This window comes from Candidatus Pelagadaptatus aseana (assembly GCF_040362265.1).
In the GTDB taxonomy this organism is placed as follows: domain Bacteria; phylum Pseudomonadota; class Gammaproteobacteria; order Pseudomonadales; family Cellvibrionaceae; genus Pelagadaptatus; species Pelagadaptatus aseana.
Genome location: NZ_BAABNJ010000009.1, coordinates 121941 through 144708, shown reverse-complemented (window position 1 = coordinate 144708; position 22768 = coordinate 121941). Strand labels below are relative to the sequence as shown.

Here is a 22768-nt window from a genome sequence, read left to right as displayed (position 1 = left end):
ATATTGTTGGGGTTTAAGAGGAACCGTGATTGGTCAATCCTGTCATAACCATTTGTCTGTTGAGTGTAACTAGTCAGTTATCGGTCCCGAGGTTGAAGGCTGTGTCTATACTGATTTGAGTCTTGGAAGAGGTGGTGGCAATGAAGTTGATCAAGTGGTTAATGATAGTAGGTATTGGTGGTCTCAATTCTGTGGCGGCATCGGCCGGTGATTGGGAGCATGGAGTGGGGGTCACCCTGACGGGGCTCAATGTGCAGGGTGAATCCGGCTTCGATACGGTGCTGTTATCGGGGCCACTGAATACCGATGTGCATCTGGATACCGGCACAATTGCCGAGCTGTTTGAGTCGGGTCTTAGTCTCGATGGTTTTTCCACCAACGGCGATCTGACATTCCGTTATTCGATCGACAAGCTGGAACTGGAAGATAAGGGCTCTGCCTCCGTTGGGCCACTAACCGCTTCGGCTGATATTACCTATTACACACTGGTGGCAGAAGGGTTGGTCGATTACACCTTTCACCGCTCGGGTAAGCATGCCTGGGGCGCCATTCTGGGCCTGCGCTATGGGGTTCAGGAATATGATACCGACATCGCCATTGGCGGTTTGACCGCTTTCGATGGGGCGGTGGATGAAGACAGGACCGATCTGTTGTTGGGGGTGAGTTACAACTACCAGATTTCACCGACCCTCACATGGAGCAATCAATTGGATTATGGCTTCAATAACTCCGATACGGTGCATTTTGTCACATCGCTGGATAAGACATTTGGCGAAAACTGGATGTTGAGAGGCTTGATTGATGTGAAAGACATCAATTTCGAGAAGCATTCTGAGGGCGATGACGATTGGTTTAAATACGATGTGACAGAAATTGCTGCCGGTTTTAGCCTGTTGTATCTGTATTGATCGGCAATCATGGAGCCTGTGTTCGGCTTGGGGGCAAATGGTGCGGGAGTGAAAAGGATATGGGGATGAAAAGGAGATGGAGAAGTTATGTCAGTTAAGGGTCTGGTGGTAGTGGTTGCCTCGCTTTGGTTTTGTGTGGCTTGTTCCAGTCCGCAAACTGTGGACATGGCACCACGAGTCTTGGATAAGCCGCGTTTATCGGAGGTGTCTGTTACGGCGCCGGGTTTTTATCTGGAGGCTGGTGATACCTTGAATTGGCGTCGGGACGTTATTGTTGTCGAAGGTGAGGTTATGCCGGGGGCCATTGAGCATGTCGAAGCGCGGCAGGTGCGTAACGTTTTTGAGCAGGGTTTTATGGCTCTTGGTTTTCCTGTCGTGCCGGGTAAAGGTGGCCGTTACGAAGTCGTGGCGGCAATCGTTCTCGGTGATTCTCCAGCTGGTGATGCGGTATTGGAGGTGGCTCAGCTCTACCCCTCTCTCGGGGCTTCTCCGGATCAGTTGCAGCAAGGTATGTTGTTGGTGGGGTTGGCCCGCCCGGGCAGTCGTCAGTTTCTCTGGCGCTCGGCCATACAGGGAGCTTTGCACCCGGAATTTTCTGCTGCCCAGCAACAGGAGCGAATTAAAGTGGTGATTGCTGACCTGCTGCAGGATATTCCGCGACGTTGATCATAACTGGGATTCAGCGGGCAGCAATTTCATCAGGTTGATGCTGAATCGATCCCACCAGGAGCTGTGGGGCTCCTTGTAAAAAGTTTTAATGTTGCCTTGGTTGCCGTGGCGGTGCCAAACGATCCGGTTGTCTTGCAGTTTTAATTCAAAGGCAATTTTCTTGATGTACTGGTCGAACTCCTCGGCCAGTTCGGTTGCGAGTTCTGGTGAATCCACAACCGCGCCAATTTCTGTATTTTCCACTACCGACCGCGGATCAAGATTCAGTGAGCCGATAAAAGCCGTCTTGCGATCCATTATAAAATATTTGGCGTGCAGGCTGGCTTTTGAACCCTTAAGTCCCTCTCGTGTGAGTCGGCTCTTATGGCGTTTAAAGTCCTGTCCCAGAGCTTCTTTGTCCAGCTCAAAAATTTCAACACCGGCCTTTAGCAGGCGCTTTCGGTACTTTGAATAACCGGCGTGAACTATGGGAACGTCATTGGATGTCAGCGAGTTGGTGAGTACTTTCACCTGAATTCCCCGGGCCTTCATGGCGGAGAAGAATTCCACCCCCTGTTTGCCCGGTACAAAATAGGGCGAAATAACCAGCAGTTCGCTCTGGGTGCCGGTGATATAGGGAGCCAGTTTCGGTGTCAGATGGAATTCAATCTGGTCGCGATCGGAGGATATTTTATTCGGGTGGTCGTAGAGTATCTCCACCTTGCCAGAGTGGTAGGGGGTGGTACCGGACTCGATTCGCTGAATGAACTCACTGTTGATCAGTCGCTGGATGTATTCGGAGTCTTTGTGCTCTTCGGCAAATTCCGCGACATAGTGTTCCACCGAGGCAAGTTCTTCGGGAGTGGTTTGCTTGGGTATTAATGTTGCCACCGGGTAGGCCAGCTGGTTGTTCCAGTAAAGATCGAATTCAGCAGAAATATCCAGTGCTCCCGGGCGGGTGATGGCGATGTCGAGGTCGCCAAACTCCATATTGGGGTCGGCAGAAAAATATTCGTCGCCAATGTTGCGGCCGCCGATAATGCCGATCTGGTTGTCGGCAATCATGGCTTTATTGTGGGAGCGTCGAGTGACGCTGCCAAAACGGGTAACAAATTGGCTGGTTCTGGCTTTGCCGCGGATAAAGGGGTTAAAGATCCTTATCTCTATGTTTTTGTGAGCATTGAGAATGGCCAGATTTTTGTCTCTGCCGGCCATGTCCATATCGTCCAATAGAACCCGTACCCGGACGCCTCGTTCAGCCGCTCGCCAGAGTTCTGAAGTCAGCAAGCCGCCGGCCAGATCGTTGTGGTACAGGTAGTATTGGATGTCGAGTGTCTCGCTGGAGAGTCGGGCGATGGCAATGCGGGCGACAAAGGCATTGACTCCGTCCTTCAGCAGTAGCAGGCCAGAGTCTTCGTCCGATACACTGTTTTTATTGCGCCATTCGTAGATGCCCTTTCCCAGTTGAGTGTGTGCCGTGTCTTTCATCGCGTATGAGGTTTTCTGTTGGTCGTTTTTGGGGAGGCTGCCGCAGGCTGAGGTCAGGCAGATGAGCAGGGCGCAAAACAGGCTGCGCCAGTGCCTGGGGGTGATGACATGATTGATCCGCAAGCCAGCGAGGCCCCAAGGAAAAGTAGTTGGCTGTGCCCATATCGTCATAAGTTGGTGCCCGAATGCATTCTATTATTGGAGTTTGTATGATCTTAGATTACATCACAGATGGTGCACAAACATAGATCGGGAAGGCGGTGATTTGAGCAGGGTGGGGCCCGGCCATTGAGGCCGGGCTGAGATGATGGGGTTATTTCTTCTTGGTGGTGGTCTTTTTCAAGTCCTTGAGGATTTTCTTTTGTTCGTCCATCAGTTTCTGGGCGACTTTCTTTTCTTCTTCGTAAGCCAGCTTCAGCAGGTTTTCCTGTGCTTTGGCAATGGCTCGGAAGTCCTTCACGGTTTTTTGGTAGCGCTTGCGAGTATCGTCATAGTCTTTTTTCAGGTCCTTCAGCGCCTGTTCCGCGCGTTTGGTGTTCAGCAGTTTTTCGCTGCGACTGCGCAGGTCCTTTTCGTAACTGCGTAACTTCTTGGTGGTATCACTCAGAAAACCTTCCAGCTTTTCTCTGGCTTCTTTATAGGACTGCTGGCTCTTGGCTTTCAGGTTTTGGGCTTTGCTGACTGAGCGTGGCGTCACGGTTTTTTTGCGGGCGCCTTTTTAGCAGCGGCCTTTTTGGCCGGTGCTTTCTTGGCGGGCGCCTTTTTCTTTGCTGGGGCTTTTTTGCTTGCCGCCTTTTTGGCCGGTGCCTTTTTTGCAGCGGTTTTCTTGGTTGCTGCTTTGGGCTTGGGTGCCGTGCTTTGTGTTGCTTGCGGCGTGGAGGGCTTGCTCTCGTTGGTGTTGGTTTGCTCTTCGTTCATGGTGGCTTCCTTGTTTGCATTGAAAGATGGTGGTGGCAGTTTGTGTAGCAATTTTAGAATACCGTGCCGCTAAATAAAGCTGCTTGTTCTGATATTAATCAACTCTTCCGCCTTCTTCTGCATCGCTGCTATTTTATTACTGTAAAAGAACAATTAAATGCCAACTTGGCCTTGACCGCTTGGTGCGGCTTCCCTATAATTCGCGTCCTCAGTTAGGGGGTCAGCCTCATTTGGTGAGGGACTTTAGCTGAGTCATGGATGCGGGGTGGAGCAGTCTGGTAGCTCGTCGGGCTCATAACCCGAAGGTCGTTGGTTCAAATCCAGCCCCCGCTACCAATTCATGAGTTGGTGAGATAGAGACGCTGACGCCCTCGGGCTCCTCTTTATCTGGGCGGCATGGCCGGCGAAGGTCGTTGGTTTAGATTCAGTCTCCGCTACCAATTTTCATAGATCTGTGAAGTTTGCAGGTCGGGCCGGGCAAGTGTTGTTGTGCCGGCAGTCAAAGGCCCCTCTTTAGGGGTTTTTTTGTATCTGGAGTTTGGTGCGGCGAGAGTCGTACATGTTGGATGGGCCTTGAGCCCATTTTTTGTTTTTGGGGCTCGCGCTCTTCGAAACGTTGTTAGCGGATCGCAGGGGCAGGGCACGGAATGGGTATTGAGTGATGGCATCTAAGCACGATCAGTTGACAGAAATGCTGACTCCTGTAGTCAAATCTTTGGGGTGTGAACTCTGGGGTTTGGAGTATTTCTCTCAGGGGCGTCACAGCACCTTGCGTCTTTATATAGATAAGGAGGGCGGTGTTGGTCTGACGGAATGTGAGTCTGTCAGTCGCCAGGTCAGTAGTGTGCTGGATGTGGAAGATCCGATTGCCGGTGAGTACACCCTGGAGGTGTCTTCGCCGGGCATGGATCGTCCGCTCTATACTCTTGAGCAGTTTGCTCGCTATAGCGGTGAGCAGGTAAACATCAAATTGCGTTCGGCCTTTGAAGGGCGTCGCAAGTTTTCCGGTGTTTTGCGCGGCGTCGAATCTGACGAAGTGCTGGTTGTGGTGGATGAGCATGAATATCTTCTGCCCATTGAATTGATTGAGAAAGCTAATATTGTGCCCCGTTTTTAACGGATTATGTTGATAAGTGCGGTTGAGTGAGGCATACGCATGAGCAAAGAAATTTTGTTGGTCGCCGAGGCGGTTTCAAATGAAAAAGGTGTCGATCAGGGCGTTATTTTTGAAGCTATTGAGCTGGCTCTGGCCACTGCAGCTAAAAAACGCTACGACGAAGAGTCCACCATTGAGGTTGTGATTGATCGCAAGACTGGCGACTACGTCACCACAAGAAGCTGGGAAGTGGTTGCAGATGATGTGCTGGCGGAATTGGGCACTCAGCTGACCACCGAAGAAGCGGCGGAAAAAGACTCTGATCTGAAGGTGGGCGATATCTACCAGGAAGTCGTAGAAAACGTTGAGTTCGGCCGTATTGCTGCCCAGACCGCCAAACAGGTTATTGTGCAGAAGGTTCGTGAAGCCGAGCGTGCACAGATTGTTGAACTCTATCGTGATCGTGTGGGTGAACTGATCAGCGGTACCGTGAAAAAAGTGACCCGTGACAGCATCATTGTTGATTTGGGAAATAATGCGGAAGGCTTGTTGCCCCGTGATCAACTGGTTGGCCGTGAAGTATTTCGCATGGGCGATCGGGTGCGTGCGCTGCTGCTGGATATTCGTACCGAGACGCGTGGTCCACAGCTGTTCTTGTCGCGCTCCTGTCCGGAAATGCTGATTGAGCTGTTCAAGATTGAAGTGCCGGAAATATCCGAGCAGGTCATCGAGCTTAAGGGTGCTGCCCGTGATCCAGGGTCTCGCGCCAAGATCGCCGTAACCACCAATGATGGTCGCATTGATCCAGTGGGTGCCTGTGTGGGTATGCGTGGTTCACGTGTTCAGGCGGTTTCCAATGAGTTGGGTGGTGAGCGCATTGATATCGTGATGTGGGACGATAACGTGGCTCAGTTTGTTATCAATGCCATGGCGCCGGCCGAGATTGAATCCATTGTGGTTGATGAAGATGCCGGTTCCATGGACGTTGCCGTCGACGAAGAAAACCTGGCTCAGGCCATTGGCCGTAGCGGTCAAAATGTACGTCTGGCCAGTGAGCTGACCCAGTGGTCCATCAATGTAATGAGCATTGAAGACTGGCAGGCCAAGCAGGAAGAAGAGGCTGGCAGCAGTATCGAGTTGTTTATGAATGCCCTCGATGTGGATGAGGACGTGGCTGGCGTTTTGGCGGAAGAAGGTTTTACCACGCTGGAAGAAGTAGCTTACGTACCATTGGAAGAAATGGCAGAAATCGATGGCTTCGATGAGGACATCGCCGGTGAATTGCGCAGCCGCGCCAAGGATGCCCTGTTGACTCAGGCTCTGGCTACCGAAGAGCAGCTCGATACCGAGCCTGCTGAAGATCTTCTGACTATGGAAGGCATGGATAAGCATCTGGCCTACTTGCTGGCGAGCCGTGGTGTGATCACCATGGACGACCTGGCTGAGCAGGCGGTGGATGAGTTGCTGGATATTGAAGGCATGGATGAAGAGCGTGCCGCAGCATTGATTATGAAGGCGCGCGAGCCGTGGTTCGCAGAGGCGCAGGACGAGGACAATCAGTAACTACTGAGGACGAGGAAAGAACATGGCAGAAGTAACCGTTAGTGAACTGGCCAAGTCAGTAGGTGCCTCGGTAGAGCGCCTGTTGAAACAAATGGCAGAGGCGGGCCTCAAGCATACTGATGAGAATGCGTTGGTGTCCGATGAAGAAAAGAAAACCCTGCTGGCTTATCTGAAGACCCAGCATGGTGAGTCCACAGAGACTCCCAAGAAAATTACCCTGAAGCGTAAAACTACGACCACCCTTAAGACGGGCAGTGGTGCCTCTCGCAAGACGGTCAATGTCGAAGTGCGTAAAAAACGTACTTTTGTGAAACGCGATGCAGAAGAAGTTGTCGAAGAAGCGCCACAGGCTGAAGTAGAACAGCCGCAAGAGGCTCCTGAGCAGCCAGCGCCTGAGCCGGTCAAGGTTGAGGAAGCGCCTAAAGCTGAGCCTTCAGTGGATGATATTCTGGCCAATGCAGAGAAAAAGCGTATTGCGGCGCTGGAAGCCCGTCGCCAGAAAGAGGAAGAAGAGCGTCAGCAGGCTGAGCAGAAGCAACAGTCGGCTGAAAAACCTGTCGAAGATCCTGTGCAGCAGCGTGCTGCCGCCGAAGCTGAAGCCTTGAAAGCCCAGCAGGAAGAGGAGAAAGGCAAGCATGGCAAGAAGAAAGAGAAGCCTGTTGATGCCATCGATGAGGTTGATGAAATTGAAGAGCAGCGTAAGAAAGCTGCTAAGCCTGCCAAAAAGCTGGGCAATAAAAAGACCAGTAAGTCTGATTTGCTTCACGAGCTGGATGAAATGGAAGAGCTGGAGCGCGATGACGAGCCGGCCAAGCCAGCCAAACGCAAGTCTGCGCCCCGCAAGGCCATCAAGCTGAGCAATAAGCATGGCTTTAAACGACCCACAGGAAAAATAGTGCACGAAGTAGAAATTCCAGAAACCATTACCGTTGCCGATCTGGCGCAGCGTATGTCTGTCAAAGCCGGTGAAGTGGTTAAAAACCTGATGAAGATGGGTACCATGGCGACCATGAATCAATCCCTTGATCAGGAAACTGCTCAACTGGTGGTTGAGGAGATGGGCCACAGTGCCAAGCTGCTGAGTGGCAACGAAGTGGAAGAGTCCCTTGAGCAAGCCATTGCTCATGAAGGTGATATGGAAGCTCGCGCACCGGTCGTTACCGTTATGGGTCACGTTGATCACGGTAAGACCTCACTGCTCGATTACATTCGCAACACCAAAGTGGTGTCCGGCGAGGCTGGCGGTATTACCCAGCACATTGGTGCCTACCGCGTACAAACCGAGAAGGGCGAGATTGCGTTTCTGGATACCCCGGGCCACGCCGCCTTTACCTCTATGCGTGCCCGCGGTGCCCAGTGTACCGACGTGGTGATTCTGGTTGTGGCTGCCGATGATGGCGTTATGCCGCAAACCGAAGAAGCGGTTCAGCATGCCCGTGCTGCTGGCGTGCCTATCGTGGTTGCGGTCAACAAGATTGATAAAGAAGCGGCCGATCCGGAGCGCGTTAAGAACGAGCTGTCTGCCAAAGAAGTGATCCCGGAAGAGTGGGGTGGTGATACTCAGTTTATCCACGTATCTGCTCACACCGGTGAAGGTATTGATGAGCTGCTGGAGGCGGTGTCCCTGCAGGCAGAAATGCTGGAACTGGAAGCCCCTGTCGGTGTTCCCGGTCGCGGCGTGGTGATTGAATCCCGCATGGACAAGGGTCGTGGTGTGGTTGCGACTGTTCTGGTGCAAGCCGGCGAGCTGAAAGGCGGTAATATTATGCTGGCTGGTCAGAGCTATGGTCGCGTGCGCGCTATGACCAATGAGCTGGGCAAGAAAGTCAAAGAAGCGGGCCCGTCTACTCCGGTAGAAATTCTGGGTCTGGACAGTCCTCCGGAGGCAGGTGAAGAATTTGTTGTGGTGGCCGACGAGCGTAAAGCCCGTGAAGTGGCTAACTTCCGCGCCGAGAAAGAGCGCGAAGCCCGTCAGCAACGTCAGCAAGCGGCCAAGCTGGAGAACATGTTTGCCGGTATGGGCGCAGGTGAGAAGAAGATTCTGCCTGTGGTTCTGAAAACCGACGTGCGCGGTTCTCTGGAAGCCATTCAGTCTGCCCTGATGGATATCGGTAACGATGAGGTTCAGGTCAATGTGATTGTGTCCGGTGTCGGTGGCATTACCGAGAACGACGTCAATCTGGCATTGACCTCTAACGCGATTGTGCTGGGCTTTAATGTCCGTGCCGATGCCTCTGCCCGTAAACTGGCTGAGCGTGAGTCCATCGAGATTCGCTACTACAGCATCATTTATCAGCTGTTGGATGAGGTGAAAGGTGCGCTGGCTGGCATGCTCGAGCCTGAGCGTATTGAAGAGATTGTTGGTATTGCCGACGTGCGTGAAGTATTCCGTTCGCCCAAGTTTGGTCAGGTGGCTGGTTGTATGGTGGTTGAGGGTACCGTGTACCGCAACAAGCCGATCCGTGTACTGCGCGACAATGTGGTGATCTTTGAAGGCGAGTTGGAATCTCTGCGCCGCTTTAAAGACGACGTGGCCGAAGTACGCAGTGGTACCGAGTGTGGTATCGGTGTTAAGGACTACGACGTTAAGGTTGGCGATCAAATCGAAGTGTTTGATGTAAAAGAGGTTGCGCGCGAGCTTTAAGTCGCGCGGAGAAGTAGAGACCTATGGCAAGAGAATTTAATCGTACCGATCGTCTGGCCGACGCTATTCAGCGTTTTCTGGCTCAGGCGATCCAGTTTGAAGTGCGCGACCCGCGAGTTGGTATGGTCAATATCAACGACGTAGAAGTCAGCCGCGATCTGTCTCACGCCAGAGTCTATGTGACTTATGTGGATCGGGAAACCGATGCGGAAATCGAAGAGTCTACCCAGGCTCTGAACAAGGCGTCCGGCTTTTTGCGCTCAATGTTGGCCAAAGAGCTGGATATCCGCATGACACCACGTTTGAATTTTATCTATGACAAGACGTCCGTGAAGGGGCAGGCCTTGTCATCCCTGATTGATCGGGCTGTGGCTCAGGATCAATCCCGCTCCGACGACGAGCAATAACCTCCATGGGGCGCAGACGAGCCAAAGGTCGTGCCGTGCACGGCGTTTTGTTATTGAACAAACCTCAGGGTGTGACGTCTAATGGTGCGCTGCAGATGGCGAAACGGCTGTTTTTTGCGGCCAAGGCCGGTCACACCGGCAGTCTTGATCCGCTGGCTACTGGCGTGTTGCCTCTGTGTTTTGGTGAGGCCACCAAGTTTTCCCAGTTTTTGCTTGATGCTGATAAGCGTTATCAGGTGACTTATCGCTTGGGTGCTTTTTCGACCACGGGTGATAGTGATGGTGAGTTGCTGGACCCGGTTGATGCCTCGGCCATTACGCTGCAATCAGTGGCAGATGCTCTGGCAGATTTTGTAGGCACCATTCAGCAGGTGCCCCCGATGTATTCGGCGTTGAAGCATAATGGTCAGCCGCTCTACAAACTGGCCCGTCAGGGGATTGAAATTGAACGTGACGCTCGGGAAGTGACCGTTTACTCAGCCGATATTCTTGATTTCAGGCCGGGTGTCGAGGCGGAAGTCGACGTCGACGTGCACTGCAGTAAGGGGACTTACATTCGCAGTATTGGCGAAGATCTCGGTCACAAGCTAGGCTGTGGTGCCCATGTGGTAAAACTGCACCGCACTCAGGCCGGCCCATTTGAGGTGGCCGATACCATTACCCTTGATGCGCTGGAGACCGAGCGCGGTGAGGACCGGGCCGAGACTCTGGATCACCATCTGCTGGCGGTGGATGCCCCGGTGGCAAGCTTGCCGAGACTGGATCTGCCGGAAGATTCAGCCTACTACTTCAAGCAGGGCAACCCGGTAATGGACTCTCAGGTCTATCGCATTGGCGATGAAGGTGATATGGTTCGCGTTTTTGTCGACCAAGGTCCTTTTTTAGGGGTTGGTGTGATCGACGATGAGGGGCGCATTGCGCCGAAGCGGCTGGTCGTTATGTAACTGTTAAGTTGCAAGGGTCGCCGTTGCAAGAATTGCGCTGTCTGGTTCTGATTTTAATCGGTGCCGGGCAACACAATAAGCCGGTTTAGGTCGGCTTTTATGAGTAGCCAGTCTGTAAATATGCACGGATGTGGCTGAATTTATTAAGCATATTAAGAGGAAAATATCATGGCATTGAATGCTGCTGAAAAAGCTGAAATCGTAAAAGAGTATCAGCAATCCGAAGGCGATACCGGTTCTCCAGAAGTGCAAGTTGCTCTGTTGACTCACAACATCAACAAGCTGCAAGGTCACTTCGCGGACAACAAGCAGGATCACCACTCTCGTCGTGGTCTGATCCGCATGGTAAACCAGCGTCGTAAGCTGCTGGACTACCTGAAAGGTAAAGATGCCTCTCGCTACTCTTCTCTGATCCAACGCCTGGGTCTGCGTCGATAAGCGATTCAAAGTGCCCGCATTAGCGGGCACTTTGCTATTTATTGTTCTGTCAGCGCCTGATTAACTCATGCAGAGTGCAGTCCATGTTGCGAGCAAACCCAATTGATTTCGCTGGAAATTGCTTGGGTTTGCTCACAATCTTCGTACGAGACTGTGGCAAGTTGTTAAACGGGTCTAAGACTGAATAGATTGAATTAAACGCAATAGAAGAAAAGGAAAATATTGTGAATCCCGTAGTTAAAACGTTTCAATATGGTGGCGAGACTGTCACTTTAGAAACCGGCCGCATTGCCCGTCAGGCAACCGGTGCGGTTATGGTTACCATGGGTGATACCCAGGTGCTGGTTACTGTTGTAGGTGCCAAGAGTATGCGCGAAGGTCAGGACTTCTTCCCGCTGTCTGTGCACTACATCGAGAAAGCCTACGCGGCTGGCAAGATCCCTGGCGGTTTCTTTAAGCGCGAAGGTCGTCCGAGCGAGAAAGAAACTCTGACTTCCCGCCTGATCGATCGCCCGATCCGTCCGCTGTTCCCTAACGGCTTTATGAACGAAGTACAGGTTGTCTGTACTGTGATGTCCGCCAACAAAGACGTTGATCCGGATATCGCTGCCATGATCGGTACCTCTGCGGCGCTGGCTATTTCCGGCATTCCGTTTAACGGCCCAATTGGTGCCGCTCGTGTGGGTTACACCCAGGCTGACGGTTACCTGCTGAACCCAACCTATTCCGCTCTGGAAACTTCTGAGCTGGATATGGTGGTTGCCGGTACTCAGGACGCGGTACTGATGGTTGAATCCGAAGCCAAAGAGCTGCCGGAAGACATTATGCTGGGTGCTGTTCTGTACGCTCACCAGGAGCTGCAGGCGGTTGTTCAGGCGGTTAACGAGCTGGCCAAAGAAGCGGCCAAGCCCACTTGGGAGTGGACTGCCGAGCCACAGAACGAAGCCCTGAAAACTGCTGTTGCCGATGCTTTCGGCGCCCAGATCAAAGAAGCTTACAAAATCACCGACAAGATGGAGCGCTACGGCCGTTTGGGCGAGCTGCGCACCGCTGCGGTTGAGCAGCTGGCTACTGAAGAAGTGAGCGGTGATGAAGTTGCTGGCGTATTCAGCAAGCTGGAAAAACAAACGGTACGTCAGTCTGTGGTTGCCGGTGAGCCACGCATCGATGGTCGTGACACCAAAACTGTTCGTCCTATAGCTGTGGAAGTGGGCAGTCTGCCTAAAACTCACGGTTCTGCATTGTTTACCCGTGGTGAGACTCAGGCCATCGTTGTTGCGACTCTGGGTTCTGCCCGTGACGCGCAGATGATCGATGCACTGGAAGGCTCCCGTCGTGACCCATTTATGCTGCACTACAACTTTCCTCCCTACTCTGTGGGTGAAGCGGGTCGTATGGGTGGCACAGGCCGTCGTGAGATTGGTCATGGTCGTCTGGCTCGTCGTGGTGTCGCTGCGGTACTGCCTACCGAAGAAGAATTTCCATACACCATCCGCGTTGTCAGTGAGATCACCGAGTCCAACGGTTCTTCCTCCATGGCCTCCGTATGTGGTTCCTCTCTGGCACTGATGGATGCTGGTGTACCGTTGAAAGCACCGGTTGCCGGCATTGCCATGGGTCTGGTGAAAGAAGACAACGGCTTTGCGGTCCTGACTGACATTCTGGGTGACGAAGATCACCTGGGTGACATGGACTTTAAAGTGGCCGGTACTGCCGACGGTATCACTGCTCTGCAGATGGATATCAAGATCGAGGGTATCACCGAAGAGATCATGGATATCGCTCTGGAGCAGGCTCTGCACGCTCGTCTGCACATCCTGGCTGAGATGAACAAGGTGATCGACAAGTCTCGTGACGGCGTTGCCGACACCGCGCCTCAGTTCGAAACCATCAAGGTTCACCCAGACAAGATCCGCGATATCATTGGTAAGGGCGGTGCGACCATTCGCTCCATCACCGAGGAAACCGGCGCATCTGTCGATATCGATGACGATGGTACCGTGAAGATCTACGGCGAAGATCAGGACTCTCTGAAGGCGGCTCTGGATCGCATTGGTGAGATTACTGCCGAAGCTGAAATCGGTGAGATCTATGAAGGCAAGGTTGTTCGTATCGTCGACTTCGGTGCTTTTGTTAACTTCCTGCCTGGTAAAGATGGTCTGGTGCACATCTCCCAGATTGCTGAAGAGCGTGTCAACAGCGTTTCTGATTATCTGGAAGAAGGCCAGATGGTGCGCGTTAAGTGTCTGGACGTTGACCAGCGCGGTCGTATCAAACTGTCCATCAAAGAGGCCAAGGCCGAGGAAGCGACTGAAGAGGCTCCTGCCGCTGAAGCGCCAGTCGAGTCTGCCCCTGAGCAAGGTGAAGAATAAACTTAATTCTTTGTCCTGTTTCGAGAGCCCGCATTAGCGGGCTCTTTTGTTTCTGCGGTATGATAATCAGCTTTCAATGAGTACTTCGGTGGCACCGAAAAATAAGTATGCGCGTTTTTCCTTTATTCTTGTTTGGTTTGCTGGCAGTCGCAGTGACGGCAGAACCCGTTAAGCAACAAAAGCCTCAGTATGACCTAGTGTACAGTGTGCAAGTGGCCACTTATCAGTATGCCGACTACGGACAGCGCATTGCTTCACAGTACCAGGAGATTCCGTTTCTTTGTCGTGTTCGCGATAACGGTTTGTTCGCCCTCTATTACGGTGTTTTTGAGACCCACGCCGACGCCAAGCTGCACCTGCGCGACTACGCGTTGTTTTCTGATTTGAATGCCTATGTGGTGAAGTTGCGCAAGGTATCGTTTGAGCCCTGTGCACAGTTGGGACAACAGATTAAAGAGTCAAAGGCTAAGGCGTTCAGTCGCCGCGACTGCAGCGACTGCGATGTGGAAGGTCTGGTCGAATCGTTCTTGCCAGAGATGGACGTGATTCCCCAGTAGCGAGTCTTTACAGGAAGATATGCTCGGCGTCTGGAAATACGCCGGTTTTGACATCATTGACGTATTTCTCCAGTGCGCCCGGAATGTCCTTGGCTTCCACCAGAAAGTTCTTGGAAAATTTCGGTGGTTGTTCTGTCAGGCCCAAAATGTCGTTAATCACCAGTACCTGTGCGTCGGTTTCGGTACCGGCACCAATGCCAATGGTGGGCATGCTGACGGCATCGGTAATCTTCTTGGCCAGAGTGCTGGGTACGCATTCCAGTACCAACAGATCGGCTCCGGCGGCATCCAGAGCCATGGCGTCTTCGAGTATCTCGTTGGCCTTGGCGTCATCGCGGCCCTGAACCCGGAAACCTCCCAGCTTATTGACGGACTGAGGTGTCAGCCCCAGATGAGCACAAACCGGAATGCCCCGGTCACTGAGCATTTGCACGGTATCCACCAGCCAGGCTCCGCCCTCCAGTTTTACCATGTGGGCGCCGGCCTGCATGATGCGAGTGGCATTGGTGAGTGCTTGCTCGGGAGTGGCGTAGGTCATAAACGGCATGTCACCCATAATCAGGGATTTGTCGTTGCCCCGTTTAACCGCTTCGACGTGATAGATCATTTGTTCCATGGTGACTGGCACGGTGCTGTCATAACCCAGTACGGTCATACCCAAACTGTCACCCACGAGCAATACTTCTACACCGGTTTTCTTGGCCATGGCGGCCATTGGAGCGTCATAGAGGGCGACGGTGGCGAACTTGATTCCCTCCTGCTTCATTTTACGCAGGGTCAGGGTAGTAATGGCTTTGGTCAGGCCACCGGTGGTGGCAGGGGTTCCATAGGGCATAGTCATATCGCTCTGGTGGTTACATCTGGGGTTGTATATGGCGTTACAGCGTCGGTGTCGGGTTGTAGTAGTGGCGACCACTTTTGATGGTCAGCATAAACTCCACCAGCTGTCGGTAGTGATCCGGGTTGGATGCCAGATCCAGTTCTGCCGCATTGACGATCAGCAGTGGTGCCTTGTCGTAAAAGTGAAAGAACTCCATGTAGGCGTCATTAAGTGCTGTCAGATAGCCGCTGTCAATGTTTCTTTCCGCGGGTACGCCCCGCATCTGAATGCGTTCCAGCAGGATATCGTTGGGGGCCTGCAAGTAGATCACCAGATCCGGTTCGGGGGCATCAATGGTGAGGCGGTCGTAGACCTGGTCGTAGATGGCCAGTTCGTCTTTATCCAGTGTTACCTGGGCAAATAGCCGATCCTTGTCCATTAGAAAGTCGGCAACGTGATTGGTTTCAAACAGATCTTCCTGACGCAAATCCTGAATCTGTTGGGCCCGCTGAAACAGAAAAAACAGTTGGGTGGCCAGCGCCGAGTTTTTTGGGTTTTTGTAAAAGCGCTCCAGAAAGGGGTTCTCCTCGGCTCTTTCCAGTAGCGTGTTGTAGCCGAGCGTGGCGGCCAGATTGTGGGTCAAGGTGGTTTTCCCGACGCCTATGGCGCCTTCAACGGCAATAAAGCGGGGGAGGTCCATGGCGTCAATTTGCAGATCAAAACCTTGGGTCACAATGGTTCCTGTTGTTGTCAGTGGTGGTTGTCAATGGTGGGTGTTAGTTGTCATCCAGTGGCCAGATGCCTTGTTTGGGGCATTGCTGTAACAGGCTGGCTAGGGTGTCACCCGAGGGCAGCGTCAGATTGGGGTCTATGTCTGCCAGAGGGTATAGCACAAAGCTTCTATTGGGTAGCTCTCTGTGGGGAACGGTGAGTCTTTCTGTCTGTATCTGTCGCTGGCCATAAAGCAGTAAGTCCAGATCCAGCGTGCGTGCCCCCCAGCGCTGTTGGCGCACCCTCAGGTGGCGGTTTTCTATGGCCTGCAGCTGATCCAGCAGGTCGTGGGCTTCCAGTTCTGTGGTGATGGCCGCGGCAGCATTGATGTAGTCCGGTTGATCCTGTGGGCCCATGGGACTGCTGCCGTAGAGTCTGGAGCTTTGCACCAGCTTGGTGGCTGGGATCTGGTCCAACTCCTCAAGAGCACTTAGAACCTGTTCTGCGGGAGTTTCCAGATTGCTGCCGAGGCCTATGTATGCCGTGACTCGTGTCATGGGTTGATGGCTGTCAGTGATTGCTGGGCTGTTGCTTGGTGTTGGTTTTGCGCCGGCGTGGGCGACGTCGCTTGTTGCCGCCGCTGCCCTTGAGTTGTGATGCCATTTGTTCGCGCTCTTCTGCAGGGGCCTCCTGCAGTTTGGTCCACCAATCCCCCATCTTGTTCAGTGGTTCGCCGGCTTGCTCACGCAATAGCAGGAAATCATAGGCGGCGCGGAAGCGGGGGTGTTCCATGACTTTTAATGAGCGTACACCCTGGGGTTTTTCCAGTCGGTACTGCAACTCCCAGATTTCCCGCATGCTTTGGGTGAAGCGTTTGGGTATGGCGGTGGCTTGGATCTGAGCGCTGATGGCCTTCTGGGCCGCAAGCTGGTGAGCTCGGGCGGGGTGTTCGCCTTTATCCTTTAATTGTTGCTCCTTCTGCTGTACCGCAGGCCAGAGCATGGCGGCAAAGATAAACGCCGGTGTCACTCGAAGTTCCCGTTTGATGCGCTTATCGGTGTTGGCCATGGCCTGATCGATCAGATCAAAGGCAAAGGGCTGGTCCTTGTCCAATGCTTCGGCTGCTGACGGAATCAGGTATTGCAGCAGCTTGTAGTCCTGCAGGCCCTTGAGGCAGGCGCGGCCATAGCCGCCCATAAACAGCTTCAGGGTTTCATCGAAGCGCCGTGCGGCTGGAATGTTATGCAGTAGCTCGCCCAGCTGCAGGATGGGTTTGGCTGTGGCTGGGTCGATATGGAAATCCAGCTTGGCGGCAAAACGCACGGCGCGTAGCATGCGAACCGGGTCTTCTTTGTAGCGCTCACCGGGATTGCCGATGATCCGTATCTTGCGTCGGGCAATGTCCTGCATACCGCCGGTGAAATCGTATACCGAGAAATTTTCGCTGGTGTAGTAGAGGGCGTTGACAGTGAAATCGCGACGCACGGCGTCAGAGCGGATATCGCCATAGACGTTGTCGCGCAGCAGCATGCCGGACTCGGAGCGAGAGGCTTTGGCCTTGCCGGCGTCTTCATGGTGATGGGCGCGAAAGGTGGTAACCTCGATGATTTCACGGCCAAAGCGCACATGCACAATTTTGAAGCGACGGCCGATGATGCGCGAGTTGCGAAATAGCTGTTTGACCTGCTCCGGTGTGGCGTCGGTGGCTACGTCAAAGTCTTTGGGGTGGCCTCCGAGCAGAATGTCTCTGACCCCGCCACCGACCAGATAGGCCTCATGGCCTGACTGATTCAGGCGTTGCATAACCTTCAGGGCGGATTTACTGATGTTTCGGCGTGAAATATTGTGCTTTTCGCGCGGAATGATATTCAGTCTGACTTTGGGGGCGGATTTTGAGAAGTAGCTGGCCAGCTTTTTTAGCATGATGTTATCTTTTCTCCGGCCTCGGTGGATTGATCGTGGGCCGAACCGTGGTTAGTGGCTGTGAATGAAAGGCCCGAAGTTTACCATGGGTCGATCAAAAATGGGGTGTTTGCGAGGTGGAATGTTACAGGTGGGCCAGAAAGCAAAACGGGAAGGCCAAGGCCTTCCCGTTGATAGAATTTTGAGCAGCCTGAACGTTGCAGTCGCAAGCGTTCGCTTCTCCGGCAAACTCTAATTAGTCAGTTGTTACGTATTTGTTATTTTTAAGTAACTCTAATAACTATTTTTATTATTCAAGTTTTTGGTTTTTATTATTTTTGTAGTTTTGTTTTTATTATTATTGTCAATTAAAGCTTTTTTATTATTGTTTTATTTCGTTTTTATTATTTGTTGTTCTTATTATGCGGATCTATATAGCAGTCCGCGTGCCAACTTTTAAAATGTCTTATTTATCAATGGGTTATATTTTCTTTGGGTGTTTTTATTTGGATTTGCTATTAAAACCCGTTACTTATTGTGTCGTAAATCGTTACGAATGTGTGATTGGGGTAACACTTTGTGTGCGCCTGTTACGAGGGTAACGGGTAACAGATGGACGAGGCACCAAACGGGGGCGGAAATACAGCAAGGCGCTATCAATTCGAAGGGGAGCCCGATACAGGATGACCCGCGATCAGGCGTTTTTGGCAGAACTTTTCTTTCTCGGAATGCCAAGGCGCTGGCGTCTTTCCCAGAGGCATTTGCGGCTGACGCCCAGTTTGCGCGCCAGTTCGGTCTCGCTCATGGTGTCCTGATTTTCCAGAACAAAACGCTGGAAGTAGTCCTCCAATGACAGATCTTCGGCGGGATCGGTGCTTTCCGAGCTGAGGCTGTCGAGCTGCTGTCGAGCGTTATTGGGCTCGATGCCGGCCTCCCTGAGATTGATCAGGTCCAGTTCGATATCCAGCAGGTCGTGGCTGATTTCACGTTCATCTTCACAGAGGATCACGGCACGCTGAATCGCGTTTTCCAGTTCCCGGACATTGCCGGGCCAGGTATAGGTGGTGATGGCCTGAATGGCTTCCGGTGATAATTGCAGGCTTGGTTTGCCCATCTCTTCGCAGTAGCGCTGCAGAAGGTTGGTGGTGAGCGCCAGAATGTCTTTGCCACGATCGCGCAGGGGCGTCAAAGTGAGTTGCAGGACGTTAATGCGGTAGTAGAGGTCTTCCCGGAACTTGCCTTCTTTACAGAGTTTATGCAGGTCGCGGTGAGTGGCTGCTACCAAGCGCACATCCACTTTTCTCGATTCAATCGAGCCGATGGGGCGCACTTCGCCTTCCTGTAGCACCCGGAGCAGTCGGGCCTGAGCTTCCAGCGGCAATTCACCAATTTCATCGAGAAACAGAGTGCCTCCGTCGGCCGCTGCAATCAGGCCCTCGCGCTGACTGGCTGCCCCGGTAAAAGCCCCTTTTTCGTGACCAAACAGTTCGGATTCGATCAGGGTTTCGGGAATGGCGGCGCAGTTCACCGATATCATGGGATTCGAACTGCGCGGGCTCTCCTGATGCAGGGCCTTGGCCGCCAGTTCCTTACCGGTACCGGTTTCACCATGGATCAGTACCGAGGCACTGGTGGGGGCAACTTTGTGGATGCGGCTGTAGAGCTTTTGCATGGCAGGGCTGTCACCGATCATGCCGGGCGCCTTGGCTTTGGGCGGTTGCTCCGGGGCCTGTCTGGCCACGGTTCGCGCTTTACTGAGCACCCGTTTGACTGCGCTGATCATCTCTTCGTGATCGAAGGGTTTGGCAATGTAGTCGACAGCGCCGAGGCGCATGGAGTCCACCGCCGAGCGCAAGCTGGCGTAGCTGGTCATGATCAGTACCGGAATCTGGCCGGCCAGTTCTATCAGATCTGTGCCGGGGGCCCCCGGGAGGCGCAGGTCGCTGATGATCAGATTGTAATCGCTGAAGTTGTGTTTGCTGGTGGCTTCGGTAACCGAGGCCGCCTCACGGACATCAAAGCCGTTGCGCTCAAGTAATTTGCGCAGTGCGGTGCGAATGATGTCTTCGTCTTCAACGATCAGTATTTTGCTCATGCTGGTGCCGATATCTTTGCTGTTTGTTACCTATGGTAAGTGTTACCTGTGAGGGTGTTACTTTCAAGAGGTTGTTACAGGTAACAATGGAAATTTGATGGTGAATCGGGTGCCCTGTGTTTGTCCCGGTGGCGGGCTGTCGATTTCAATATGGGCTTTATGCTGTTCGGCGATACTGTACACCATTGCCAGGCCCAGGCCGGTGCCTTCCCCCGGTTCCTTGCTGGTAAAGAAAGGCTCGAACACCTGAGGTTGCTGTTCTTCGCTGATACCACTGCCTTCGTCGGTAATCTCAAGCACAGTGTATGGCGGCTGCAGTTCCGAGGCGACCGTGACGCGATCTCCTTCGTTGCTGGCGTCCCGGGCATTGGACAGCAGGTTGATAAATACCTGAATCAACCTCTGGGAATCACCGGTAATGCGGTGCTCCGGATCAATGTTGTTGATGTACAGCACCTGAGTCTTGTTTTTGTCCAGTGACAGCAATTGGATGGCTTCCTCTGCGCAGTGGCGCAGGGTGACACTTTCAAGCTGGGTGTCGGAGTGTTGCCCGGAATGGGAAAAGGTCACCAGAGACTGAACGATACGGCTGATGCGCTCGGTTTGGCCGACGATCTGGGCCGAGGTTTCCTGAATGTCGTCTGTCTCGGTTTCGTATTTGAGGTTTTGCGCAAGGCAGGCGATGCCCGTGACCGGATTGCCGATTTCATGTGCCACCCCGGCGGCCAATCGACCGATGGACGCCAGTCGTTCGCTGTGAATCAGCTCCTGCTCCAGTCGTTGGATTTCGGTGGTGTCTTCCAGCAGGATGACCTGATTGTCATCGCCGCTGTTGGCCGGGGTGCGGATATTCGCCTTGTGCAGACTTAGCCAGTGCTTGTTGCCGGCAATGCTGACCTGACGATTGTGCTCGTGATCTGAGGGAGATTCGGTAAAGTCGCTGATCAGTTGGTTCCATGGTGACGGCAGGCTCTCAAGGCTCGAGCCGATGGTGGCTTCCGCGGAAATACCGGTGAGCTTTTCCATGGCCCGGTTCCACATCAGGATCTCGGTGTCGCGGCCCAGTGAGCAGGTTGCCAAGGGCAGGCGCTCCAATGTGTTGCGGTGGAATAATCGCAGGTCGTCGAGTTCCGCCGCCATACCGGTCAGTTGGTTGCGGTACTCGGACAGGCGCGATTCAATCAGATTGATGTCGGTGCTGCCTTTGCCCTCGGGCAGGCTGTAGGGGATGTGGCGGTTCACCAGTTCCGTAGCCATGGTGGTACCCATCAGCCCGGAAAGGTTGATTTCCAGTTGGTCGCGCAGGCGTCTCAGGGCGTAGGGGCGGCGTTCGCTGGGAGACAGTTTGAGATCTTCCAGGGCGCGCATGACTTCCAGATTGGCGTCTTTGTCACCGAGCGATTGTGCCAGCTGATCGACAAAATCCTGGACGCTGTGAAGGCTCAGCACCCGCCTCAGCGGGTGGCTTAATTCGTCATCGGTACACAGTTCCGCGCTGTAGCGTTCTTCTTCGCTGGTGTCGGACACGGAAGACACGATAAACATCAGGATAATGTTCAGGGTCAGGGACCACAGGGTGATGGTCTGCCAGTTTTCGACACCGAGCTGAATCTCGTGGCCCAGCAATTCGGCGGGAATGCGATCCGCACCGGTGATTGCCGGCAGCAGCATGCCAATGGCCCAGATGGCGATGCCCGCTGTCAGGCCGGCCATAAACCCTTTGCTGTTGTTGCCGGGCCAGAACGACACAGAAAAGATGCCGGGCAGAAACTGCAGGGTGCCAATAAAGTACATCAGGGCCATGTCAGTGAGACTGTAGTTGTTGGCGAGCAGACGATAGAAACCGTAGCCGGCAGCAAACAGGGTAATGGCGACGACGCTGTGGGTCAGCTGCAGCTGACGATGCAGGCGGCCATGGCGGATGGGGGTGAAGGGCAGTACCCAGTGATTCATCAGCATGGTGCTGAGGTGAATGGTGATCGCCATCAGGGCGCCGGTCGCCGCAGAGATGCCGCCGAGAAAGGCGAGAATGCTGAGGGCTTTGGATTCCAGCATCAGCGGCACACCGATGGTGAAATACTGGGGAGGCAAGGGCGTACCCAGCTCGAAGCCGGCCCACATGATCGGGAAGATGGGCAGGGCCAGAAACAGCAACATCAGCGGGAAACCCCAGCTCAGAGTGGCGGTGACTTCGCCGGGCTCCGATTTGAGCGATGCCATATGAAACAGTTGCGGCAGGGTGACGGCTGAGGCGCAAAAGACCACCAGTAATGCGTGGCTGGAGGAATCTCTGGCCGCCTGGTGCAAAATATCAAATTGATTGGGGTTGTCTAAAAGCCACTGATCAAGTGATTGCAGATCACCAAAGACATAGTAGATGGCGGCCAGTCCCACGGCCCCCAGAGCGATGACTTTGATCAGGGATTCCGCGGCCATGGCCAGCATCAGGCTGTTTTCGCTGCGGGTGTTGTGGCCATAGATTACCGTGAACATGGCTAGGATGGCGCAGTAGCCAATGGCTACCACGTCGCGAAAGGGCAACTCCATGGCAAATATATGGGCGGTTTTATTGGCCGTCATGATTTGCACGGTATCGGCGACCGCTTGAATTTGCAGGGCGATAATGGGCAGGGAGGCAACCAGCAGGCAGATTGCGGTCAGAGCTCCGGCTGCCTGACTGTGGTAGCGAAACACCATCAGATCGGCCAGTGATCGTAGCTGGAAGCGTCGCGCCAGTTGCACCAGCGGCAGCAGCACCACTGGCGCAAATAGAAACAGCGCGCAAGAGCCCAGATAGTAAGCCAGAGAGCCATAGCCAAACTGAAATGCCAGATCGACCACGCCATAATAGGCCCAGGCACTGATGACCACGCCAGTGGAGAGGATATAGATCAGGGGGTGGCGAGACCATCGCTCCGGGAACACGCCTCGGTCGGTCAAAAAGGCAATCAAAAACAACGCGGCCGTGTACAGAATACCCAGAACACTGATTTCAGTAATGCTGAAGGTCATTTCCTGCTCCGCTGCAGCTGCAGGACAAAAGCAACTGCAATCAGTAATACCCAGATGATGTAAGGGCGATACCAATTGCCTGCGGGATTGACGATCCAGTTAAAGATGATTGGCGAAAAGATGTAGACGATCAGCATCGCTACAATCAATAGCCTTTGATTATTCATAGTGTTGCCGGCTGGCCCAGAATTCGAAGTGCGAATCTTACTCAAGTCTTTTGGCTGTTGCCATCGCTTGGCTTTACC

Annotated in this window: 20 protein-coding genes and 1 tRNA gene; 11 read left to right on the top strand and 10 right to left on the bottom strand. The window is 53.3% G+C overall.

Translation table 11 applies throughout. The features are described from left to right. Positions 1-140 precede the first annotated feature (140 nt). Together ACPXV9_RS14095 and ACPXV9_RS14090 are read left to right on the top strand one after the other, a co-directional pair. Positions 141-908: a hypothetical protein gene (locus tag ACPXV9_RS14095; protein ID WP_423898302.1), complete on the top strand. Its 768-nt coding sequence runs from the start codon at positions 141-143 to the stop codon at positions 906-908. A gap of 87 nt (positions 909-995) precedes the next feature. Further along, complete coding sequence (locus tag ACPXV9_RS14090; RefSeq protein WP_423898300.1) at positions 996-1574, top strand: hypothetical protein; 579 nt, start codon at positions 996-998, stop codon at positions 1572-1574. Here ACPXV9_RS14090 and ACPXV9_RS14085 read toward each other — a convergent pair whose 3' ends face one another. The 3 genes from ACPXV9_RS14085 to ACPXV9_RS14075 all read right to left on the bottom strand — a co-directional run bounded on the left by ACPXV9_RS14085 (position 1575) and on the right by ACPXV9_RS14075 (position 3962). Continuing rightward, positions 1575-3215 (bottom strand): phospholipase D-like domain-containing protein, encoded by a 1641-nt coding sequence (locus ACPXV9_RS14085; RefSeq protein WP_423898297.1) that lies wholly within the window; start codon positions 3213-3215, stop codon positions 1575-1577. 142 nt (positions 3216-3357) lie between these two features. Next, positions 3358-3741 (bottom strand): hypothetical protein, encoded by a 384-nt coding sequence (locus tag ACPXV9_RS14080; protein WP_423898295.1) that lies wholly within the window; start codon positions 3739-3741, stop codon positions 3358-3360. Further along, positions 3738-3962 (bottom strand): hypothetical protein, encoded by a 225-nt coding sequence (locus ACPXV9_RS14075; protein WP_423898293.1) that lies wholly within the window; start codon positions 3960-3962, stop codon positions 3738-3740. Before ACPXV9_RS14075 ends, ACPXV9_RS14080 begins: the two co-directional genes overlap by 4 nt. Positions 3963-4221: 259 nt before the next feature. On the opposite strand from ACPXV9_RS14075, the gene ACPXV9_RS14070 reads away from it, so the two are divergent. From ACPXV9_RS14070 to ACPXV9_RS14030, 9 genes are all read left to right on the top strand, one after another. Next, positions 4222-4298, top strand: a tRNA-Met gene (locus ACPXV9_RS14070). A gap of 325 nt (positions 4299-4623) precedes the next feature. Continuing rightward, on the top strand, positions 4624-5079 hold the full coding sequence (rimP, locus tag ACPXV9_RS14065) for a ribosome maturation factor RimP (RefSeq protein WP_423898292.1): 456 nt from the start codon (positions 4624-4626) through the stop codon (positions 5077-5079). Between the two features lie 39 nt (positions 5080-5118). Next, positions 5119-6621 (top strand): transcription termination factor NusA, encoded by a 1503-nt coding sequence (gene nusA / locus ACPXV9_RS14060; RefSeq protein WP_423898289.1) that lies wholly within the window; start codon positions 5119-5121, stop codon positions 6619-6621. Positions 6622-6643: 22 nt separating this feature from the next. Next, on the top strand, positions 6644-9265 hold the full coding sequence (infB, locus tag ACPXV9_RS14055; protein WP_423898286.1) for a translation initiation factor IF-2: 2622 nt from the start codon (positions 6644-6646) through the stop codon (positions 9263-9265). A 23-nt stretch (positions 9266-9288) separates the two neighbouring features. Further along, on the top strand, positions 9289-9672 hold the full coding sequence (rbfA, locus tag ACPXV9_RS14050; RefSeq protein WP_423898284.1) for a 30S ribosome-binding factor RbfA: 384 nt from the start codon (positions 9289-9291) through the stop codon (positions 9670-9672). Between the two features lie 5 nt (positions 9673-9677). Beyond that, positions 9678-10616 carry a tRNA pseudouridine(55) synthase TruB gene (gene truB / locus ACPXV9_RS14045; RefSeq protein WP_423898282.1) on the top strand — a complete coding sequence of 313 codons (939 nt, stop codon included), beginning with the start codon at positions 9678-9680 and terminating at the stop codon, positions 10614-10616. 168 nt (positions 10617-10784) lie between these two features. Beyond that, positions 10785-11054, top strand: a complete 270-nt coding sequence (gene rpsO, locus ACPXV9_RS14040) for a 30S ribosomal protein S15 (protein ID WP_423898281.1) — start codon at positions 10785-10787, stop codon at positions 11052-11054. Between the two features lie 224 nt (positions 11055-11278). Continuing rightward, positions 11279-13426, top strand: coding sequence for a polyribonucleotide nucleotidyltransferase (gene pnp, locus ACPXV9_RS14035; RefSeq protein ID WP_423898278.1), 2148 nt, complete (start codon positions 11279-11281; stop codon positions 13424-13426). 206 nt (positions 13427-13632) lie between these two features. Continuing rightward, positions 13633-13983, top strand: coding sequence for a hypothetical protein (locus ACPXV9_RS14030; protein WP_423898277.1), 351 nt, complete (start codon positions 13633-13635; stop codon positions 13981-13983). 7 nt (positions 13984-13990) lie between these two features. On the opposite strand, the gene panB is transcribed toward ACPXV9_RS14030, so the two are convergent. From panB to ACPXV9_RS13995, 7 genes are all read right to left on the bottom strand, one after another. Continuing rightward, positions 13991-14818 (bottom strand): 3-methyl-2-oxobutanoate hydroxymethyltransferase, encoded by an 828-nt coding sequence (gene panB, locus ACPXV9_RS14025; protein WP_423898352.1) that lies wholly within the window; start codon positions 14816-14818, stop codon positions 13991-13993. A gap of 43 nt (positions 14819-14861) precedes the next feature. Next, positions 14862-15503 carry a deoxynucleoside kinase gene (locus ACPXV9_RS14020; RefSeq protein WP_423898350.1) on the bottom strand — a complete coding sequence of 214 codons (642 nt, stop codon included), beginning with the start codon at positions 15501-15503 and terminating at the stop codon, positions 14862-14864. Positions 15504-15579: 76 nt separating this feature from the next. Further along, positions 15580-16071, bottom strand: a complete 492-nt coding sequence (gene folK, locus ACPXV9_RS14015; protein ID WP_423898274.1) for a 2-amino-4-hydroxy-6-hydroxymethyldihydropteridine diphosphokinase — start codon at positions 16069-16071, stop codon at positions 15580-15582. 13 nt (positions 16072-16084) lie between these two features. Continuing rightward, entirely contained in the window at positions 16085-17437 is a 1353-nt protein-coding gene (gene pcnB / locus ACPXV9_RS14010; protein WP_423898273.1) for a polynucleotide adenylyltransferase PcnB, read from the bottom strand. Between the two features lie 673 nt (positions 17438-18110). After that, positions 18111-19511 (bottom strand): sigma-54-dependent transcriptional regulator, encoded by a 1401-nt coding sequence (locus tag ACPXV9_RS14005; RefSeq protein WP_423898270.1) that lies wholly within the window; start codon positions 19509-19511, stop codon positions 18111-18113. 63 nt (positions 19512-19574) lie between these two features. Continuing rightward, positions 19575-22523, bottom strand: a complete 2949-nt coding sequence (locus tag ACPXV9_RS14000; protein WP_423898269.1) for an ATP-binding protein — start codon at positions 22521-22523, stop codon at positions 19575-19577. Continuing rightward, entirely contained in the window at positions 22520-22690 is a 171-nt protein-coding gene (locus tag ACPXV9_RS13995) for a hypothetical protein (RefSeq protein WP_423898268.1), read from the bottom strand. Before ACPXV9_RS13995 ends, ACPXV9_RS14000 begins: the two co-directional genes overlap by 4 nt. Between the last annotated feature and the right edge of the window lie 78 nt (positions 22691-22768).

Excerpts from the sequence above, each read along its gene's own strand:
- pcnB (WP_423898273.1), bottom strand. The coding sequence starts at position 17,437 with ATGCTAAAAAAGCTGGCCAGCTACTTCTCAAAATCCGCCCCCAAAGTC.
- ACPXV9_RS14090 (WP_423898300.1), top strand. The coding sequence starts at position 996 with ATGTCAGTTAAGGGTCTGGTGGTAGTGGTTGCCTCGCTTTGGTTTTGT.
- ACPXV9_RS14020 (WP_423898350.1), bottom strand. The coding sequence starts at position 15,503 with ATGGACCTCCCCCGCTTTATTGCCGTTGAAGGCGCCATAGGCGTCGGG.
- folK (WP_423898274.1), bottom strand. The coding sequence starts at position 16,071 with ATGACACGAGTCACGGCATACATAGGCCTCGGCAGCAATCTGGAAACT.
- ACPXV9_RS14000 (WP_423898269.1), bottom strand. The coding sequence starts at position 22,523 with ATGACCTTCAGCATTACTGAAATCAGTGTTCTGGGTATTCTGTACACG.
- rbfA (WP_423898284.1), top strand. The coding sequence starts at position 9,289 with ATGGCAAGAGAATTTAATCGTACCGATCGTCTGGCCGACGCTATTCAG.
- rimP (WP_423898292.1), top strand. The coding sequence starts at position 4,624 with ATGGCATCTAAGCACGATCAGTTGACAGAAATGCTGACTCCTGTAGTC.
- ACPXV9_RS14095 (WP_423898302.1), top strand. The coding sequence starts at position 141 with ATGAAGTTGATCAAGTGGTTAATGATAGTAGGTATTGGTGGTCTCAAT.
- ACPXV9_RS13995 (WP_423898268.1), bottom strand. The coding sequence starts at position 22,690 with ATGAATAATCAAAGGCTATTGATTGTAGCGATGCTGATCGTCTACATC.
- ACPXV9_RS14075 (WP_423898293.1), bottom strand. The coding sequence starts at position 3,962 with ATGAACGAAGAGCAAACCAACACCAACGAGAGCAAGCCCTCCACGCCG.
- nusA (WP_423898289.1), top strand. The coding sequence starts at position 5,119 with ATGAGCAAAGAAATTTTGTTGGTCGCCGAGGCGGTTTCAAATGAAAAA.
- ACPXV9_RS14005 (WP_423898270.1), bottom strand. The coding sequence starts at position 19,511 with ATGAGCAAAATACTGATCGTTGAAGACGAAGACATCATTCGCACCGCA.
- rpsO (WP_423898281.1), top strand. The coding sequence starts at position 10,785 with ATGGCATTGAATGCTGCTGAAAAAGCTGAAATCGTAAAAGAGTATCAG.
- truB (WP_423898282.1), top strand. The coding sequence starts at position 9,678 with ATGGGGCGCAGACGAGCCAAAGGTCGTGCCGTGCACGGCGTTTTGTTA.
- panB (WP_423898352.1), bottom strand. The coding sequence starts at position 14,818 with ATGCCCTATGGAACCCCTGCCACCACCGGTGGCCTGACCAAAGCCATT.
- infB (WP_423898286.1), top strand. The coding sequence starts at position 6,644 with ATGGCAGAAGTAACCGTTAGTGAACTGGCCAAGTCAGTAGGTGCCTCG.
- ACPXV9_RS14085 (WP_423898297.1), bottom strand. The coding sequence starts at position 3,215 with ATGACGATATGGGCACAGCCAACTACTTTTCCTTGGGGCCTCGCTGGC.